This is a genomic window from Janthinobacterium sp. DSP2-3-3 (assembly GCF_049897325.1).
GTDB lineage: Bacteria > Pseudomonadota > Gammaproteobacteria > Burkholderiales > Burkholderiaceae_D > Janthinobacterium.
In genome coordinates this window covers 23,495-39,600 of the sequence record NZ_JAFCWA010000001.1, presented here as the reverse complement: position 1 = coordinate 39,600, position 16,106 = coordinate 23,495, and the positions used below count along the sequence as shown (strand labels likewise).

The 16,106-nt window shown below is 61.8% G+C and carries 24 protein-coding genes, 1 tRNA gene and 1 pseudogene; 25 read left to right on the top strand and 1 reads right to left on the bottom strand.

Annotated features, from left to right (window positions below):
• Window positions 1-7: 7 nt before the first annotated feature.
• From ACP7DE_RS00240 to ACP7DE_RS00220, 5 genes and pseudogenes are all read left to right on the top strand, one after another.
• Window positions 8-223 carry a hypothetical protein gene (locus tag ACP7DE_RS00240; protein WP_426070206.1) on the top strand — a complete coding sequence of 72 codons (216 nt, stop codon included), beginning with the start codon at window positions 8-10 and terminating at the stop codon, window positions 221-223.
• A 76-nt stretch (window positions 224-299) separates the two neighbouring features.
• Window positions 300-542: pseudogene (locus tag ACP7DE_RS00235) on the top strand (helix-turn-helix domain-containing protein); the annotation flags it as partial.
• Between the two features lie 20 nt (window positions 543-562).
• Window positions 563-727 (top strand): hypothetical protein, encoded by a 165-nt coding sequence (locus ACP7DE_RS00230; protein ID WP_426070205.1) that lies wholly within the window; start codon window positions 563-565, stop codon window positions 725-727.
• Between the two features lie 27 nt (window positions 728-754).
• A complete protein-coding gene (locus ACP7DE_RS00225; protein WP_426070204.1) occupies window positions 755-1,555 on the top strand; it encodes a KilA-N domain-containing protein in 801 nt (266 codons plus the stop codon).
• The gene (locus ACP7DE_RS00220) at window positions 1,552-1,956 is read left to right on the top strand and encodes a hypothetical protein (RefSeq protein WP_426070203.1); all 405 of its coding nucleotides are present in this window, start codon (window positions 1,552-1,554) and stop codon (window positions 1,954-1,956) included. The genes ACP7DE_RS00225 and ACP7DE_RS00220 overlap by 4 nt, the downstream gene beginning before the upstream one ends.
• Window positions 1,957-2,003: 47 nt before the next feature.
• Here the strand turns inward: ACP7DE_RS00220 and ACP7DE_RS00215 are convergent, their stop codons facing one another.
• Complete coding sequence (locus ACP7DE_RS00215) at window positions 2,004-2,609, bottom strand: hypothetical protein (protein WP_426070202.1); 606 nt, start codon at window positions 2,607-2,609, stop codon at window positions 2,004-2,006.
• 35 nt (window positions 2,610-2,644) lie between these two features.
• Between ACP7DE_RS00215 and ACP7DE_RS00210 the strand changes: the two genes are divergently transcribed.
• The 20 genes from ACP7DE_RS00210 to ACP7DE_RS00115 all read left to right on the top strand — a co-directional run bounded on the left by ACP7DE_RS00210 (window position 2,645) and on the right by ACP7DE_RS00115 (window position 16,102).
• Window positions 2,645-4,795 carry a DNA cytosine methyltransferase gene (locus ACP7DE_RS00210; protein ID WP_426070201.1) on the top strand — a complete coding sequence of 717 codons (2,151 nt, stop codon included), beginning with the start codon at window positions 2,645-2,647 and terminating at the stop codon, window positions 4,793-4,795.
• Window positions 4,792-5,499, top strand: coding sequence for a hypothetical protein (locus ACP7DE_RS00205; RefSeq protein ID WP_426070200.1), 708 nt, complete (start codon window positions 4,792-4,794; stop codon window positions 5,497-5,499). The genes ACP7DE_RS00210 and ACP7DE_RS00205 overlap by 4 nt, the downstream gene beginning before the upstream one ends.
• Window positions 5,496-5,798 (top strand): hypothetical protein, encoded by a 303-nt coding sequence (locus ACP7DE_RS00200; protein ID WP_426070199.1) that lies wholly within the window; start codon window positions 5,496-5,498, stop codon window positions 5,796-5,798. The genes ACP7DE_RS00205 and ACP7DE_RS00200 overlap by 4 nt, the downstream gene beginning before the upstream one ends.
• On the top strand, window positions 5,795-6,700 hold the full coding sequence (locus tag ACP7DE_RS00195; RefSeq protein WP_426070198.1) for a phosphoadenosine phosphosulfate reductase family protein: 906 nt from the start codon (window positions 5,795-5,797) through the stop codon (window positions 6,698-6,700). The genes ACP7DE_RS00200 and ACP7DE_RS00195 overlap by 4 nt, the downstream gene beginning before the upstream one ends.
• Window positions 6,701-6,980: 280 nt before the next feature.
• Window positions 6,981-7,430: a nuclease domain-containing protein gene (locus tag ACP7DE_RS00190; protein ID WP_426070197.1), complete on the top strand. Its 450-nt coding sequence runs from the start codon at window positions 6,981-6,983 to the stop codon at window positions 7,428-7,430.
• The gene (locus ACP7DE_RS00185) at window positions 7,427-8,614 is read left to right on the top strand and encodes a DNA-methyltransferase (RefSeq protein ID WP_426070196.1); all 1,188 of its coding nucleotides are present in this window, start codon (window positions 7,427-7,429) and stop codon (window positions 8,612-8,614) included. The genes ACP7DE_RS00190 and ACP7DE_RS00185 overlap by 4 nt, the downstream gene beginning before the upstream one ends.
• Window positions 8,611-8,742 carry a hypothetical protein gene (locus tag ACP7DE_RS00180; RefSeq protein ID WP_426070195.1) on the top strand — a complete coding sequence of 44 codons (132 nt, stop codon included), beginning with the start codon at window positions 8,611-8,613 and terminating at the stop codon, window positions 8,740-8,742. Before ACP7DE_RS00185 ends, ACP7DE_RS00180 begins: the two co-directional genes overlap by 4 nt.
• On the top strand, window positions 8,739-9,554 hold the full coding sequence (locus ACP7DE_RS00175; protein ID WP_426070194.1) for a YdaU family protein: 816 nt from the start codon (window positions 8,739-8,741) through the stop codon (window positions 9,552-9,554). Before ACP7DE_RS00180 ends, ACP7DE_RS00175 begins: the two co-directional genes overlap by 4 nt.
• Window positions 9,496-10,389: an ATP-binding protein gene (locus ACP7DE_RS00170; protein ID WP_426070193.1), complete on the top strand. Its 894-nt coding sequence runs from the start codon at window positions 9,496-9,498 to the stop codon at window positions 10,387-10,389. The genes ACP7DE_RS00175 and ACP7DE_RS00170 overlap by 59 nt, the downstream gene beginning before the upstream one ends.
• Window positions 10,390-10,425: 36 nt before the next feature.
• Entirely contained in the window at window positions 10,426-10,785 is a 360-nt protein-coding gene (locus ACP7DE_RS00165) for a hypothetical protein (protein WP_426070192.1), read from the top strand.
• Window positions 10,786-10,796: 11 nt separating this feature from the next.
• Window positions 10,797-11,129 carry a DUF1064 domain-containing protein gene (locus tag ACP7DE_RS00160; RefSeq protein ID WP_426070191.1) on the top strand — a complete coding sequence of 111 codons (333 nt, stop codon included), beginning with the start codon at window positions 10,797-10,799 and terminating at the stop codon, window positions 11,127-11,129.
• Entirely contained in the window at window positions 11,129-11,554 is a 426-nt protein-coding gene (locus ACP7DE_RS00155) for a hypothetical protein (protein ID WP_426070190.1), read from the top strand. Before ACP7DE_RS00160 ends, ACP7DE_RS00155 begins: the two co-directional genes overlap by 1 nt.
• 77 nt (window positions 11,555-11,631) lie before the next feature.
• Window positions 11,632-12,162, top strand: a complete 531-nt coding sequence (locus tag ACP7DE_RS00150) for a hypothetical protein (RefSeq protein WP_426070189.1) — start codon at window positions 11,632-11,634, stop codon at window positions 12,160-12,162.
• Between the two features lie 181 nt (window positions 12,163-12,343).
• Entirely contained in the window at window positions 12,344-12,601 is a 258-nt protein-coding gene (locus ACP7DE_RS00145) for a hypothetical protein (RefSeq protein WP_426070188.1), read from the top strand.
• Window positions 12,602-12,872: 271 nt separating this feature from the next.
• Window positions 12,873-12,947 (top strand) — tRNA-Gly (locus ACP7DE_RS00140).
• Between the two features lie 77 nt (window positions 12,948-13,024).
• Complete coding sequence (locus tag ACP7DE_RS00135; protein ID WP_426070187.1) at window positions 13,025-13,171, top strand: hypothetical protein; 147 nt, start codon at window positions 13,025-13,027, stop codon at window positions 13,169-13,171.
• A gap of 136 nt (window positions 13,172-13,307) precedes the next feature.
• Complete coding sequence (locus ACP7DE_RS00130; protein WP_426070186.1) at window positions 13,308-13,553, top strand: hypothetical protein; 246 nt, start codon at window positions 13,308-13,310, stop codon at window positions 13,551-13,553.
• A gap of 95 nt (window positions 13,554-13,648) precedes the next feature.
• Entirely contained in the window at window positions 13,649-14,299 is a 651-nt protein-coding gene (locus tag ACP7DE_RS00125; protein WP_426070185.1) for a putative metallopeptidase, read from the top strand.
• Window positions 14,300-14,331: 32 nt separating this feature from the next.
• Entirely contained in the window at window positions 14,332-14,808 is a 477-nt protein-coding gene (locus tag ACP7DE_RS00120; protein ID WP_426070184.1) for a DUF2280 domain-containing protein, read from the top strand.
• Window positions 14,777-16,102, top strand: coding sequence for a hypothetical protein (locus ACP7DE_RS00115; protein ID WP_426070183.1), 1,326 nt, complete (start codon window positions 14,777-14,779; stop codon window positions 16,100-16,102). Before ACP7DE_RS00120 ends, ACP7DE_RS00115 begins: the two co-directional genes overlap by 32 nt.
• Window positions 16,103-16,106: the final 4 nt, after the last annotated feature.

Genomic DNA, 16,106 nt, shown 5'->3' with positions numbered 1-16,106 from the left:
GCAGCTATTGAATAAACAAGCCGATGTGACAGCCGAGGATAAGGAGCTGGTCTTCCAGCGTTCGATGATCTACCGCCAGGCCGAGAAAGACCTGCAGGGCGCCAAGGACGGGGAGGGCGAGAGTGCCGCGAAAGCCGCGCACAAGGAAGCGCGCCAGAAATGGCGCGATGCCACCGACAGGGTGGCGAAGAAATATGAGGTGCCGCGGCGCGAGCCACCATAACGGACCCGCACCCGACAGCTAGAGCATTGCATGGCCCGAAAAGGCCACTTTAATCACCATCAATAAGGAATATGACATGACGCAAACAACAACCGTATCGCCGTACCGCTCGCTGGACAACCATGCCGGCAATAACGATCTGCTCGACATGCTGCTGGATAAGCCTGGCATGAAGAACGACGCCGCCCTGGCCCGCGCGCTGGAAGTGGCGCCGCCAGTGATTTCCAAGATTCGCCACGGCCGTCTGCCAATCGGCGCCTCGCTGCTGATTCGCATGCACGAGGTGTTCGACGTGTCGATCAGCGAGCTCAAGCGCATCGCGCGCGCTGAGGTGGCAGCTTGACCTGGGCGACGATGCAACCGGAAGGCGGCGCGCCGGCGCAGGCCGAGCAGGGCGCCCAGCAGCAAGAGCACGTCGAGCGCGAACTGGCGATCGACCCCGGCCATGTGCGGACGCGCCAGCACTACGAAGAAATGCTGCAAGAACTGCAAGGCCAGAAATGAAAAAAGCCCGCTGGCAGGCGGGCTTCCTTGAAACGCTATAAATCCGCGAAAGAATTTATGGACCAAATTGTACAACAGAAAAGCATCAACATCGCAGACACGGTGATCACTACCGATCAGGCTGGTCGCTTTTGTCTCAACGACCTTCACAAGGCCGCAATGGCAAGCGGCAAGGCAACCGATTCGCACCGCCCAGGGAATTTCCTCAAAAGCCCAGGTGTCGAGGCGTTTGCACAAATTTTGAGCGATGCTACGAATATAGCATCGGTCGAAACGATTCGTGGCGGCCCAAGACAGGGGAGCTATGGCGTGGAATTAATTGTGCTGCGCTATGCGGCATGGATCGACCCTGAGTTTGAAGTTCAAGTATATAAAACGTTCCACTCCGTGGCCACCGGCCAGGCACCAGTCGCCACGCCGAAGCCCAGCGCAATCTCGCCCGCCAAGGAGTTCCGCGCCATCTTCGGCATCGCGCGCCTGATCGGCCTCGACAAGAACGCCGCTGCCATCAGCGCGAACCAGGGCACGGTCGCGCTGACCGGCGTCAACATGCTGCAGCTGATGGATCGCACGCACCTGGCCACGCCCAGCCAGGAGATTTATTACACGCCGACGGAGCTGGGCAGCCGCTTCGTCAAGAGCGCCAAGGCCTTCAACCAGCTGCTTGTGCAGGCCGGCCTGCAAGAGAGTGTTGCAGGGCATTGGGTGCCGACGGAGAAGGGCAGGGAGCATGCATATGTGATGGACACCGGCAAGGCGCACTCCAGCGGCACGCCCATCCAGCAAGTGAAGTGGCGCGACTCCGTCCTGGCGGAGGTGGCATTGTGACTGGCCAAGTTGACAATCGCGCGCGCCCGACTTTTGGCGTAAACAAGACGAAGCGCCGCCGTTCTGGCGTCACGCTCCCTAAACAGGGTTCCCGCTCGTATGTGTTGCTGCAGGCGCTTCTGGCCGGGCCCGGCACCTTCTACCAAATCTGCGAGCTCGCGGGCTTCGATATTGAAGAGGCTGGCATGGAGCACCGCCTGCGCATGATTTTCTCGCGCTTCATCCAGGGCAATGTACGCCTGGTGGGTATTCGCTACGTGCTGAAAGACGCCTCGCGCGCGGCGCTGCTTGGTGCCGAGCGGGATCAGTCCGGCCAGGTCGCCACGCCGCACTTTCGCGGCACGGTGGGCGTAACGCCTGTTGTGATCGTTCGCCGGCCAGCTGCGGAGGTGCGCCCATGAAGCGCGCGCTTCAAGGTCAAAGGTCCACGAAAAGTGAACTGGTGCGGTTACTCAGCTTTGAGGGCTTCAACGCCTTCGAAAAAGGTGGTCTTGGCATTTTCGCAATTCGAAATCGTCTGTGTCAAAATCCCTTGAATTTCTGCTGCGGAGGGAAGTGTTGTTTGATGGAGCAAGACTTCGGCCCACTTATCAAATGTACCGAGGTTTTGCACAATTATGCTCAAACCGCTTACCATTTTGTAGGATCCCAACTCCTGCGCCGAAATGGAGCGCGTTGCACTTTGCTCCTCCTGAAGTGCAAATTGCGAAGTGACAATCGCAGACCGAATTTTTTTTTCTTCCCCTGCCGCCAGACTGTCCGTAATCAATTTACAAAAGTGCTGCAGTCGATTCATGGCGCGATCTACTACTGCGGCCGTTGCGTCAGCCCGTCGCAGCATCGCTCGTTTATCTGCGTTAATCAAGAGCCGAGCAGCATGCCTATTTTGTCGACTCATTACGAAAATTGCGACTCCCAATGCTGCAATAGATCCGATCGCCTGGACCCATCCCGGCCAAGTCTCGTTTGTCAGGCCCGCCCGGTTGCCAATGATCGCAATAGCCACCGAACCTCCGATGAGTGCGATAGCAAGAAGTGCATAAGTTTTCTTCATGAGAGCAGTCAAAGTTGTTTGAAAGGAATCATAGCATGAGGCGCGACAACTTTACCCTTTCTCTCGACCTCGGCAGCGAACTGATCATCGACAACTTCGCCGGTGGTGGCGGGACCAGCACCGGCCTGGAGCAGGCATTCGGCCGCCCGGTCGATATCGCCATCAACCACGACCCCGAGGCGCTGGCGATGCACGCGGCGAACCACCCGCACACCACGCACCTGTGCGAGAGCGTCTGGGACGTCGACCCGATCAAGGTCACGAACAATCGTCCGGTGGGCCTGGTCTGGCTCAGCCCCGATTGCAAGCATTTCAGCAAAGCCAAGGGCGGCAAGCCCGTCGAAAAGCGCATCCGTGGTCTGGCCTGGGTGACGCTGCGCTGGGCGGCAAAGTGCAAGCCGCGCGTCATCATGCTGGAAAACGTCGAGGAATTTAAGACGTGGGGCCCACTGCTGGTCGAAGCTGACGGCACCGCCAAGCCGGACCCGGCCAAGAAGGGCAAGACCTTCGACAGCTTCATCCGCCAGCTGCGCGCCCACGGCTATGCCGTCGACTACCGCGAAATGCGCGGCTGCGACCACGACACGCCCACCATCCGCAAGCGCTTCTTCCTGGTGGCGCGCCGCGATGGCATTGCCATTAAGTGGCCAGAACCAACCCATGGTGCGCCAGACAGCATCGGCGTGCGCGCCGGCAGGTTGCTTCCGTACCGCACTGCGGCCGAGTGCATTGATTTCTCGATTCCGTGCCCGAGCATTTTTACGCGCGACCGGCCGCTGGCGCCAGCCACGCTGCGCCGCATCGCCAAGGGCATTATGCGCTATGTGGTCGATGCAGAAGATCCGTTCATCGTGAACACTGCCAACAGCAAAACGACCGGCAGGGCCCCGAACGTGTGGGAGAGGGCCGAACCGCTGCGCACTATCACCAGTGCGCCGGGCTTTGCTGTCGTGGCGCCAACCATCGTGCCAGTCACGCACCAAGGCAGCGACCGCAGCGAATCCATCGGCGAACCGTTCCGCACCATCACCGGCGCGCACCGTGGCGAGAAGGCGCTCGGCGTGGCGACGCTGGTGCAGGTCGGGTATGGCGAGCGGCCCGCGCTTTACCGCTGCAAGGAGTGCGGCAATAGCTTCAATGATCAGCATGCGACTGGTGTAGGTGGTTTGGCGCCTGCCGAGTGTCCATGTTGCGGGGAAGAAGAGCGCATTGATCTGGTGCATGCCGCGCAAGTGCCGCGCGCGCTTGACATTGAGAAGCCGCTGGGCACAGTGGTGGGCGAGAGCAAACATGCGCTGGTATCCGCATTGTTGAGTGGTGTCGGCGGCCGTGCCGGACAAAGCCGCCCGCGCGGCGTGGATGAGCCGACGGCTACCGCGACCTCAAAGGCAGATGCGGCACTGGTGACGGCGTTCTTGACCGAGCACGCAAACGCGAGCAATCAGCGCGTGATGCCTGCCGACGAGCCGCTGCGCACCATCTGCGCCCAGGTCAAGGGCGGCCATTTCAGCATGGTGTCGGCGCACATTACCAAGTTCCGTACTGGCGCCACCGGCAGCGCAATGACGGAACCGGTGCCGACGATCACGGCCGGACCGAAGGAAAAACCGGCTGGCGCGCCGCATGCGCTGGGCATAGTCACGGCACACATTGAAGCCCTTTACACGCAGAAGGGTGACGAATCTCGTGCATCGCCGGCGGGCGAGCCGATCAAGACGGTGACGGCGACAAGCCGGCATGCGCTGCTTACCAGCAATCTCATCAAGCTGCGCGGCACAAGCACGGCAGCTGGTACCGACGAGCCCTTGGGCACGGTTAGCGCCGGCGGCCAGCACCACGCCGAGGTGCGCGCGTTCCTGCTGAGCTATTACGGCACGGATCAGGCGCCTGAGATCGACGGGCCGCTGGCCACAGTCACAAGCCGCGACCGCTTTGGTCTGGTGACGATCCGCGGCCAGGATTACCAGATCGTAGATATCGGCCTGCGCATGCTGCAGCCGCGCGAGCTGTTCCGGGCCCAGGGTTTCCCCGACGATTACATCATTGGCGACGACCCGGCCCAGGGCCTGAAACTGACGAAGAGCGCCCAGGTGCGCATGTGCGGCAATTCGGTCTGCCCGCCCATGGCCAAGGCGCTGATCCTCGCCAACTTCGCCCATGAGGGCGAGATTGCGAGAGTGGCATGAATCTATCAGGCCTCCGGGCCCAACCATCGATTTATCCAGCGTTTGCCCGCATCTTGGCCGCAAGTGAGAGCCTCTTTACGAGTTGGCGAAGGAAGCGCGCCGGGAATACGAATAGGCGCACCACCGAAGTTCGGCTGCACGCCTACGACGCTCAAAAACATCGGCTTGCCGTCAGTTTTGACTTCGTGAACATCGGACAGGATTACAAAAGATCGATGCGGGATGCTATCAATCATTTCGACCTCGAATTATTAAAAGGACATCGTAACATGATTACCAATCCAGCTCAGATTACCCGCCACCACTTGGCAAACCAAGCCACGCCCGCTTATTCGCTGATCCGCAAGGTCTGTGCCTGCGGCAAAGCCAGCACCGCCAAGCAGCTGGCCCAGCATGGCAAATGCGCCGCCTGCGCGCTGGCGGCCGTCCGCGACGCAATCATGCCCGGCGATTTCGCCAAGCTGCAGCACATGCTGGGCGCCGTACAGGGCAAGCCGAAGAATCGCTGGGGCTATCGCAACTACTATTGCGCGAACATTTCCGGCGCTGCGCGGGAGGCGATGCAGCGCCTGGTTGATGCAGGCCTGGCCACTGCCGGCCACGAAAGCGACACGAATGCCTACTTCCACGCTACTCGCCTGGGTTGCCGGGCTGCTGGCCTCGATGGCGCTGGCATCAAGCGCGCGATGGAGGATGAATCGTGAGCGAACTGACCCTTACCGGCGCCGAGGTCGACACCCTTGTCGCCCTCATCGAATGCGGCCCTTTATCGCATGGTTACGAGCCGAGTAAATCTGCGCGCGACAGTCTGATCGATCGCGGCCTGGCCGTGTCGATCGTCAACAAGCTTGAGGACGGCTGGAAGGCCGCGACGCTTGCCGGCCGCGACGCGTACAAGGCGCACTTCGGCACCGCGCTGGAAGGCACGGCGGGCACTATGCGGGAGGCCCACGCTGCGCGGCTGGCGCGGCGCGCCATCCGGAGCGCTGGGAGTACGACATGAACCAGGCTGAATTATTCGCGGCCGGCATCGCGCAGGTACCCGAGCAAATCATCGACCTGATCGCGCGCGGCGCCATCTTCGTGATTAATCACAGCGGCGGCAAGGACAGCCAGGCCATGTACCTGCTGCTGCGCGACCTGGTGCCGGCGGCGCAGCGCGTCATCGTGCACGCCGACCTGGGCGAGGTCGAATGGCCGGGCGCGGTCGACCAGATCAAAGCGACGACCGCCGGCGAGCCGCTGCACGTTTGTCGCTCGCGGCGCGGCCTGCTGCAAATGATCGAGGAGCGCGGCATGTTCCCTTCACCTTCGATGCGCCAGTGCACCAGTGATCTCAAGCGCGGGCCGATCGAGCGCACCATTCGTGGGTTGGTCGAGGATCGCGTAGCCGATTTCATTGGCGTGCCTCGTGGCACGCACACCCTGAATATGTATGGAAGGCCCGCAGCTATGGCTGCTGGCTGCGGCCTGGTCGTCAACTGTTTGGGCATGCGCGCCGAGGAATCGCCGGGCCGTTCGAAATTGACGCCATTCAAGCGCCACGAAGGCAACAGCAAGGCTGGCCGCGAATGGTACGACTGGCTGCCGATCCACGGCTGGACCACCGTCGAGGTATTTGGGCGCATAGCGGCCGCCGGCCAAGCGCCGCATTGGGTGTACGCCGCCGGCATGTCGCGGTTCTCGTGCTGCTTTTGCATCATGTCGAACAAAGCCGACTTGACCACCGCCGCCAAGCTGAACCCGACGCTGTACCGCAAATACGTCGAGCTGGAGCGCAGTACCGGGCAAGTCATGCTCATGCCGAGTAAGACGAAGGGGCGACTCACGATCGAGCAGGTGACCGGAGTGTCGGTGGTGAGCGCCATTGAGCGGGCGAAGCAGCCGGCGGAGGTGCCGGCGTGAAATTACAGTCCGAAATCCCGAGTCGGGTGCTCGTCGATCCACTTTCGCGCAACCCTGGTTGCATTGGATTCTGCCTCAGCGCTGGTATCAAAGGAGTTGTCAACGGTAGCACTGTACGGGGTTCGTTCGCCCTCGTACCAGATATGCGTGTTGCCACTCCACTGGTCTTTGTACGAGCCCCACGTGTGCTGGTACGAGCTAATTTCGATTTTGCAACCCTTGTATTCAAACGGCTCGGCCATTTCAACTCCTTCACTGTTGTTGGGAAGGCAATCCTAACATGATGCGCCGCTCACCCCTCAAACCAGGCGCCGGCCTGAAGCGCACCGCATTCAAGCAGAAGGTGCCGTCGAGCAGCACCGGGATCCTGCGTGTGGCTGCGGCCGAGCGCAAGGCGCCGCCGCGGAAGGCGAAGTTGAAGGCCAAGGGCCCGAAGATGACACCAATTCGGCGCGCCGCGCGCGGCCAGGACTGCACGCTGCGCCTGGCCGTCTGCAACTTCGACCCTGATACCACTGTGCTTTGCCATTCGAACTTCCTGGCGGACGGGAAGGGTATGGGCCTGAAAACGCCAGACACCGCCGCGGCGTTCGGCTGCAGCGCCTGCCACGACGTGCTCGACGGCCGGCGCACGCGTCCAGCTGATCTGTCGATGGCCGGCCTGGAGGCTGCCTTCCGCGCGGCCGTCAGCACTACACACGAAATCCTGAAAGCTGAGGGACTCTTATGACCGTAACAATAATGATTGGCGACGTGCGAGAGCAGCTGCGCGCGCTGCCGGCCGAATCCGTGCACTGCATCGTCACCAGTCCGCCATATTGGGGATTGCGCGACTACGGCGTCGACGGCCAGATCGGCCTGGAAGCCACCCCGGCGGAATTTATCGAGGTGATGGTCGACGTTTTTAGCGAGGCGCGCCGCGTGCTGCGTGCTGACGGCACCTGCTGGATCAATATGGGCGACAGCTACGCCAGCAAGCCAAACGGCCCAGCAGGCGCTGGCGGCCACAAGGGCAACAATCCGCACGTGGCTGTGCGCACGGCGCATGCCCGCCGTTCCAACAGCATTCCCCTGGGCTTCAAGCACAAGGACCTTTGCATGATGCCGCACCGGCTTGCGATTGCGCTGCAGGACGCCGGCTGGTGGGTGCGCCAGGACATTGTCTGGAGCAAGCCGAACCCGATGCCCGAATCTGTGCGCGACCGCTGCACCAAGTCACACGAATACATATTCCTGCTCAGCAAGAGCGAGAAGTATTTCTATGATGCTGAGGCAATTAAGGAGCCGGCCGCCGGCGCCGCAGACCACCCGAGAAACAGCTTCGGCACCAAGGATTACGACGTGCCGGGCCAGAAGCCGCAGAAGCGCACAGCACGCGGCGTCGGGTTTGGTCATGGCACCGATGCCGATGTGCGTCAACGTGGCCGCGTCATGGCGTGCAACAAGGACGGCGGGCGCGACGAGCAGGGCTTGCGCACGGCTGCGCGCATGGGCGGCGGCGCCGGCTTCCGCGAGGATCCCGCCGCCCGCCCAGATATGCGCAACAAGCGCAGCGTCTGGACCATGGCGACGCATTCGTTCGCCGAAGCGCACTTCGCCACGTTCCCGCCTGAGTTGCCGGAAAACTGCATTCGCGCAGGCTGCCCACCTGGTGGAACGGTGCTGGATCCGTTCTTCGGCGCTGGCACCACTGGCCTTGTCGCAGATCGGCTGCAACGCGATTGCATCGGCATAGAACTAAACCAGGCCTATGCCGAGATCGCCCGCAAGCGCATCCAGGGGGAGTCGAGCTTGCTCGCAGACGTCCAGGTGATGGTTGGCACGCCTGCGCCTCGTGTTGGCGAAGCGCGCTTGTCACTGATTCCTGAGGTCGACCCTCGGCAAATCACAATATTCGAAATGGAAGCAGTATGAGCAAAACACAGTCCACCATTAAGCGGCACTGGCGCAGCAAGTACGGGATCCGCAAGGCGGGCGCCGTGGGTGATCCGCTGGTGGCTGCGCTGTTCGGCGCGGTGCGTGCGCAGGAGGCTCGGCCTTGAATTATTACCCCTTCCACATCGGCGACTTCCGCTCCGGGACGGTGAACATGTCCCGCCAGGCGCGCTGGATTTACCGCGACATGATGGACGTCTACTACGACGTCGAGGCGCAACTGCCGCTCGATATCGATTTGCTGTGCGACGCCTTGGGCGTCGAGACGGCGGATGAGCGCGCGATTGTCGAGCGACTACTGCGCTTCAAGTTCATAAAAACTGATGACGGCTACCGCCACGAGGTCTGTGAGCAGGTGATTGCGGACTATCGCATCAAGGCGGAAACAGCGAAAGCAAATGGAAAGCTGGGTGGTCGCCCCCGCAAGCAAGCTGCAACCAATCAAGAACCCAGCGGGTTTCCATCTGGTTCTGATTCGGATGCTACTGGCAACCCAGCTGAAACCGGATCAAAAACTAACCAAGAACCAATAACCAATAACCATAAACCAGTAAACCTAAAACCTTCGTCGGCTTCGCCTCCCGAGCCTTACCCCGAAGAATTCGAAGCCGCCTGGCAAGCGTACCCGCCGCGCCCCGGTGCAAGCAAAAAGGATTCGTACAAGGGCTGGACGGCCCGCCGGAAGGAGGGCGTACCGGCCGAAGCGCTCCTTGCTGGCGTTCAACGGTATGCGAACTACGTGCTGCTCTCGCGCACCGAGCCGCAATTCACGAAACAACCGGCCACGTTCTTCGGGCCAGGCGAGCACTACAAGGCCGACTGGGCAGTCGGCGCAACGCAAACACAGAAAGGCGTCACCCATGGAAACTTTGGCAAGCAGGATTACCACAAGGGCGTTGGGGCAGATGGCACCTTTTGAAGGCAAGAAGCGCTACGCCAGCGCGCAGATCGAGCGGTGCCCGATGCACGGCGAGTACACGGCCATGCTGATTCGCGGCGCCTGGTCCGGCTGCCCGGATTGCATGAACGTCGAGGACCAAGTGCGCGAGGCCGAGCAGCGCGCCGCGTGGCGCCAGGAGCTCAAAGCGCGCGAATGGAGCGCAAAGCTCGGCCGTGCCGCTATTCCCGAGCGTTTTGCTGATCGCCGCCTCGAATCGTACCGGCCGGATTGCCCTGGCGCCGAGCGCGCGCTGGCCGTGGCCACCAGGTACGCCGAGAACTTCGAAGACGCCCGGGCCACTGGCGCGTGCCTGATCTTCGCTGGGGATGTCGGTACCGGGAAAACCCATCTGGCCGTGGGCATTGCCCATCACATCATGGGCCACGGCTGCCAAGCTGTGTTCACGTCGGTAATGCGCGCGGTGCGCTCCGTCAAGGAAACCTACGCAAAGGGCGCTGGGCGCACCGAGGCACAGGCCATCCGCGACCTGGTCGAGCCTGATCTGCTGATCCTCGACGAAGTGGGCGTGCAGCACGGCAGCGACACGGAAAAGCTGATCCTGTTCGAAATCATCAACGGGCGCTACGAGGCGGCGCGCCCAACCATCGTCATCAGCAACCTGGACGCCGCCGGCCTGGAGCAGTTCCTGGGCGAGCGCGCGTTTGACCGATTGCGCGAGGGCGGCGGCAGGCTGGTTGTCTTCGATTGGGAGTCGCACAGGGGGAAACGCCCGAGCGTCCAGGCTGCGAATGCCGCTCAGGATTTGCCAGAGGCACCTCCGCACTGCGCAAGGGCCATGGCCGCTACGAAGTGACGTACCCATCAGAAAAAACGGCTTAAAAGGCTTCAAATGAAAAATCAAGAAAACGAAATCGCAGCAAACAAACGCCTGGCCGAGCTGCTTGGCTGGTCCAACCTGATCGAAGTGGGCGGCGCCCTGGTCGGCATGCCGCCAGCGGGCGCGGCCGAAAGCCGTGGCCAGGCGATGGTGCCGGACTGGATGGGCGACTGGACCGCTGCCGGCCCGCTGGTAGTTGAATACCGCGTCGATTTGGAGTGGACGTATGGCGGACGGGATGTGGTTGCGATCATCAACCGAAACGATATGTACGAGGAGTTCCCCGTGCTGCTGGCCGACTTCAGTACGCCCGATGCGGCTGCGCGTGCGGCCGTGGTGCGCGCCGTCGCCGAGCTGGTGGGCTGCGCATGATGGCCCGTGGCTTGCAAGCGCTGGGCCGCCTCAAGGTCGGCGCCATGAACAAGACCGAGGCCGCGTATGCGCAGACGCTGGAGCTGCGCAAGGCCGCTGGCGATGTGGCCTGGTACAAGTTCGAAGGCCTGAAATTCCGACTTGCCGACAACACTTTTTACACACCAGATTTTGCCGTGCTGCTGGTCGACGGCGCGCTGGAGGCGCACGAAGTGAAAGGGCACTGGCAGGAGGATGCGCGCGCGAAGATCAAAATCGCGGCCGACATGTACCCGCTGCGCTTCGTCGCCGTGCAGGCGCTGCCGAAGAAGGCGGGCGGCGGATGGAAAGTTGAGGAGTTTTGATGGGCGCGAACAAGAAGCCGCGCAAGCGGTACATTCCGAAGCCGGCCGTGCTGCCTGCGGGCCTGCGCGCAGACCTTGCCTTCGAAATGCCAGGCTTCCAGGCCAGCGAGGCCATGGGCAAGGGCCACTTCCAGGAGCAGCATGTCTACGACCTGCTGAGCAACGCCGACATGGCGCGCCGCATTGCGCCAGCTGGCCATGCCATCCTGCCGGTGGCCCAGGCCATGGTCGAGGCGATTGCCGAAATCCAGGCACGCGCCCAGCGCACGGGCACCTTCGGCGTCAACGGCGATGAAATGCGCGTGCTGCGCGAGGGCGTCGGCAAGACGATGGTCTTCCTGCGCGGCGTGTCGAACGTCGAGATTGCGCGCGCGTCGCTGGCGGCCGTGCGCGAATTCAACCGGACCGGCGTGCTGCGGGTATGAGTGGCGCAAGAGATTGGCAGGGCTGGCCGAATTCAAAAAAGGGTGTTAACGTTGACATACAAAATGAAAGGCAAGACATGGGCTTTACAGACCGCTACATCGCATCGATAGGTTCGAGCAACCTGATGGACGATGCTCTGCACCACCAGACGGACCCGCTGGCCGCCGCGGCGCTGGCCGGCGACATCGGCGCGCTGCTGTGCCGCGTGAAGTACGCCGACGGCACGCTGAACCGCATGTTCGAGGGCAACCAGCAGAACCTGGCGCAGCTGCTGCGCATCTGGACGGCGGCCGTGATCGAAAAGGGCAGGGCTCGGTACTGGGTGAAGAGCGAGGACATCCAGATCGCGCATGGCCTGTACAAGCGCGTGGCCGAGTCCTCGCTGGCGCACTGGCTCGATAGTCATTGCAAGAAATGCGCGGGCACCGGCGTCACCGCGCTACTGGGCAACCGCCAGTGTTCGGCCTGCAAAGGCTCCGGCATCAGCGAGATCATTGGGATGCGTGAGTATGAGAAGAGGCTCGTGCTCGACATGGTGAGCGAGCTGACCGCGATGTACGACAGCCACGCGCGCAGGGCTAACTCGAAGTTGCGCACGACAGACTGAAAAATATTCGTGCACACTGGTTGTAAACACAGTATTTCGTGTATAGTTAATGCCTAACTAGATTTTCAGTAAAATTCTTCCGGAATCGTTACGCATGGCGAAAGCCAGGGCGCCCATACCCGGAACTTGCGGCAGCACCCCGACCCAGCGCCGGACCTGCTCGCCCTGAAAATCGTAGATATTGCTCACTTCGCAGATAGCGCTGGAGCAGATAGAAGCCGACCTTGAGTCGGCTTTTTGCATTGGCGATTCACTTTTCGAGGCCGGCATGGCGCACATCACTAAATCACTGCACCACCTGGCCCGCGCCCACCTGGACTGCGGCACGCCCGAGGTGGTGGAGCCTCCGCCAACGAATGACGAGATTCGGCGCCAGCTCGGCATCGCCCTTGTGGTGGCCGAGCGCCAGACGCGCGCCGAACGCGACGAAAGAAACTGAACTGACCGGATGCGCGCGCGGTCATGCCGCCGCAGGCCTGAAAAGGAGGTGCGCCATGAAGTAGCGAAGAATCCAGCCCCAGCGCCGCACGGCGCAAATGTGAAGGCGACTTACCGCGCATTTAGCCATCGGCGCAGCGGGTAGTTTGGCACTGGCGAGGCCTTAGCACATCAATCAGCCTAAAACCACGAGCAGGATAAGCATCACCCAGCCGACGCGCGTTGTAGTCGCGGCCATTCGGCGCCGGACGCTGTAACCGGCAACCAGATACGCGGGTGTAGCTCAAGTGGTAGAGCGCTGGCCTTCCAAGCCGGCGACGCGGGTTCGAGGCCCGCCACCCGCTCCAGTTCTCCTTGCCCGGCACGCCGGGTTTCGCCGCCAGCCGCATCACTGCGCTGGCGGCTTTTCTATATGAGGTGCAGCATGTTCAACTTCGATATCGGCCGCATGATCGTGGGCCTCGTCTTGGCGGGCGCGCTGATCGGCGGCGCTATCGTCGCACTTATGCTGCTGGTCTGGCCCTGGTTGTGGGCGATGGCCAAGCCGGCGCTGCACGTCTGGACCACCTGACACTTGCAACTGCCAGTGCGCTCCAGTGGCAGGGCTTTGAAAAACGGGCGCAGTCACCGACGCATCATGGCCAAGAGGCTCCACCGCAATTCATCGCGGCCCTGCTTGCACGGGCGGTGACACAACGAAAGCCGATATGCAAAAAATCCAACACCCGTCGAACAACAGCGTGCTCGGCGCGCCTGCTGGCTGGGACCAGGGCGAACTCCCATGCAGCACGCTGCCGATCACGCGCACGCACGTCGGCGATCTGCCTGCCGTGGTGTCGTACTGGCGCCCGAACGCCGAGGAACTTGCCGTGCTGAGCGCTGGCGGTTCTATCGCGCTGTGGGTGCTGGGCGCGAGTATGCCGCCAGTCAATTTAAGCATCGAAGGCGCGTGAGACACTACATTTAGTAGGTCGCGAGCGAAAGTATCAAAAATCACCGGGCTGAGACGGACAGAATTGCTGTCAAACACTACATCTAGTAGATCGGAATGAAGAAAAACCGAAATTCCGCAGCGTCCACGTCAGCGCGCCCGATGCCATCGCCTGAGTTCGCCGACCCGCTGAACAACCGTTACGTGCCCGCGCCCGAGGTGCTCAAGTGGGCGCGCGCAACCATCCTCACCGAAGGCGGCGCGCTTTACAACGAAGACCACGCGCACCTGGAGTCTTGCAATATTCAGTTCCTGTGGGCGCCGGAAGGCTTCGTGAAGGCCGGCCGCACCGTGCTTGGCCAGTGCGAAGAAGTGACGTTCCGCTGTGGGCCGTGGCAAAAGGGCCGCCAGCAACAGCAGATGGCCGACTGGTTCGGCGCGGTCCCGGAATACCTGATCACCTTGGACGCCAGTTACTGCCTAACCTGCAGCGACGTCGAGTTCTGCGCCTTGGTCGAGCACGAGCTGATGCACATCGGTCAGGAGCGTGACGAGTACGGCTCGCCAGCCTTCACCAAGGATGGCTTTCCGAAGCTGGCGATTCGAGGACACGATGTGGAAGAGTTTGTGGGCATCGTGCGACGTTACGGCGTAGGCCATCCCGACGGCACGCTGGCCGCCCTTGTCGCGGCAGCAAATAACACGCCAGAAGTGGCAAAGATCAATATTGCGAGGGCGTGCGGGACCTGTCTGCTGAAGGCGGCTTGACATTGACGGCCCCTTGACGGAAGGCAACCCCCATGGCGGCACTCAAGGATGACGTGAAAGCCTTCATCGTGCAGGCGCTGGCGTGCTTCGACAAACCGTCTCAGGTCGTCGCATCGGTCAAGGAGCAATTCAAGCTCGATGTGACGCGCCAGCAGTGCGAGACATACGACCCTACGAAGTACGCCGGCCGGTCGCTCAATATCAAATGGCGCACGCTGTTCGAGGACACGCGCAAGCGCTTCCGCGAGGAGACTGCCGACATCGGGATTGCGAGCCGCGCCGGCCGATTGCGAGCGCTTGACCGAATGGCCGGCAAGGCTGAGGACAAGGGCAATATTCCCTTGGCCATCCAGATTATCAAGCTGGCAGCCGAGGAAGTCGGCGACGTCTACGTGAACCGCCGCCTCGACGCGCCGAAAGCACCAGGTGATACCGGCGAAGGCATGCCGTCCACACCTGAATACATATTGAAGCCCGATGAAGACCTCCCCGACAGCCCGATTCTCTGAAGGACCCGTCGCGCTGACGCCGAAACAGGCGAATATTTACTGCTGGGGATGGCAAAAGAAGGCTCGGTTCCGCGACGCGGTTTGCGGCCGTCGCTTCGGTAAGACGTTCCTGGGCAAGGCTGAGATTCGCCGTGCTGCGCGCCTGGCTGCCGAGTGGGGCGTCAGTACTGAGGACGAGATCTGGTATTGCGCGCCGACTTTCAAGCAGGCGAAGCGCGTGTTCTGGAAGCGCCTCAAGCAGGCGATCCCGCCCAGCTGGCGCGCCGGGAAGCCGAACGAGACGGAATGCTCGATCACCACCAAGGCTGGCCACGTCATCCGCATCGTCGGCCTGGACGCCTACGACAACCTGCGCGGCTCCGGCCTGTTCTTCGCGCTGGTTGATGAATGGGCCGACTGCGTGTACGCGGCGTGGGAAGAAGTGCTGCGGCCGATGCTGTCGACCTGCCGCTTCGTCATCAACGGCGAGGAGCGGGTCGGCGGCCACGCGCTGCGCATCGGCACGCCGAAAGGCTTCAACCATTGCTATGACAGCTACCTTGATGGCCAGGGCCGTGAGCCTGACCACAAGAGCTGGCTGTACACGTCGGTCGACGGCGGCAACGTGCCGGCCGAAGAGATCGAAGCCGCGCGGCGCAAGATGGACCCCCGCACGTTCCGCCAAGAGTACCTGGCCAGCTTCGAGAACTACCAGGGCGTCATCTATTACTGCTTCGACCGTCGGCGCAACCATACCGACGACACAGTCAAACCGGGCGATGCGCTGCACATCGGCATGGACTTCAACGTTGGCAAAGGCGCGGCGGTGGTTTTCGTGATCCGCGACGACCTTCCGCGCGCTGTCGATGAGTTCATGGAAGTGTTCGACACGCCGGCCATGATTGAAAAGATCAAGGGCCGGTACAAGCAAACTGGCCAGCAGCATCTGATAACGATTTATCCGGATGCGTCCGGCCAGAACCGCAAGAGCAGTGGCGCCAGCGAGTCGGACCTGTCGCTGCTGCGCGCCGCCGGCTTCACGGTGGTGGTCGACCATGCCAATCCGGCCGTGAAAGACCGCATCAACAGCGTTAACGCCATGCTGTGTAACACCTACGACCAGCGCCGCATGCTGGTCAACACGAATAAGTGTCAGAAGTACACGCTAAGTCTGGAGCGCCAAATCTACGACGATAAGGGCGAACCGGACAAGAAAGGTGGCTTTGACCACGCCAATGATGCCGGCGGCTACTTCATCACCAAGCGCTGGCCAGTGACGAGTCGCACGACGACCACGGCGCCGCTGCGCATGTAACAAC

Coding starts and splice junctions, on each gene's coding strand:
- ACP7DE_RS00115 (WP_426070183.1), top strand. CDS start 14,777: ATGAAGACCTCCCCGACAGCCCGATTCTCTGAAGGACCCGTCGCGCTG.
- ACP7DE_RS00120 (WP_426070184.1), top strand. CDS start 14,332: ATGGCGGCACTCAAGGATGACGTGAAAGCCTTCATCGTGCAGGCGCTG.
- ACP7DE_RS00185 (WP_426070196.1), top strand. CDS start 7,427: ATGACCGTAACAATAATGATTGGCGACGTGCGAGAGCAGCTGCGCGCG.
- ACP7DE_RS00190 (WP_426070197.1), top strand. CDS start 6,981: ATGATGCGCCGCTCACCCCTCAAACCAGGCGCCGGCCTGAAGCGCACC.
- ACP7DE_RS00125 (WP_426070185.1), top strand. CDS start 13,649: ATGAAGAAAAACCGAAATTCCGCAGCGTCCACGTCAGCGCGCCCGATG.
- ACP7DE_RS00205 (WP_426070200.1), top strand. CDS start 4,792: ATGAATCTATCAGGCCTCCGGGCCCAACCATCGATTTATCCAGCGTTT.
- ACP7DE_RS00165 (WP_426070192.1), top strand. CDS start 10,426: ATGAAAAATCAAGAAAACGAAATCGCAGCAAACAAACGCCTGGCCGAG.
- ACP7DE_RS00135 (WP_426070187.1), top strand. CDS start 13,025: ATGTTCAACTTCGATATCGGCCGCATGATCGTGGGCCTCGTCTTGGCG.
- ACP7DE_RS00195 (WP_426070198.1), top strand. CDS start 5,795: ATGAACCAGGCTGAATTATTCGCGGCCGGCATCGCGCAGGTACCCGAG.
- ACP7DE_RS00150 (WP_426070189.1), top strand. CDS start 11,632: ATGGGCTTTACAGACCGCTACATCGCATCGATAGGTTCGAGCAACCTG.
- ACP7DE_RS00215 (WP_426070202.1), bottom strand. CDS start 2,609: ATGAAGAAAACTTATGCACTTCTTGCTATCGCACTCATCGGAGGTTCG.
- ACP7DE_RS00180 (WP_426070195.1), top strand. CDS start 8,611: ATGAGCAAAACACAGTCCACCATTAAGCGGCACTGGCGCAGCAAGTAC.
- ACP7DE_RS00155 (WP_426070190.1), top strand. CDS start 11,129: ATGGGCGCGAACAAGAAGCCGCGCAAGCGGTACATTCCGAAGCCGGCC.
- ACP7DE_RS00130 (WP_426070186.1), top strand. CDS start 13,308: ATGCAAAAAATCCAACACCCGTCGAACAACAGCGTGCTCGGCGCGCCT.
- ACP7DE_RS00170 (WP_426070193.1), top strand. CDS start 9,496: ATGGAAACTTTGGCAAGCAGGATTACCACAAGGGCGTTGGGGCAGATG.
- ACP7DE_RS00210 (WP_426070201.1), top strand. CDS start 2,645: ATGAGGCGCGACAACTTTACCCTTTCTCTCGACCTCGGCAGCGAACTG.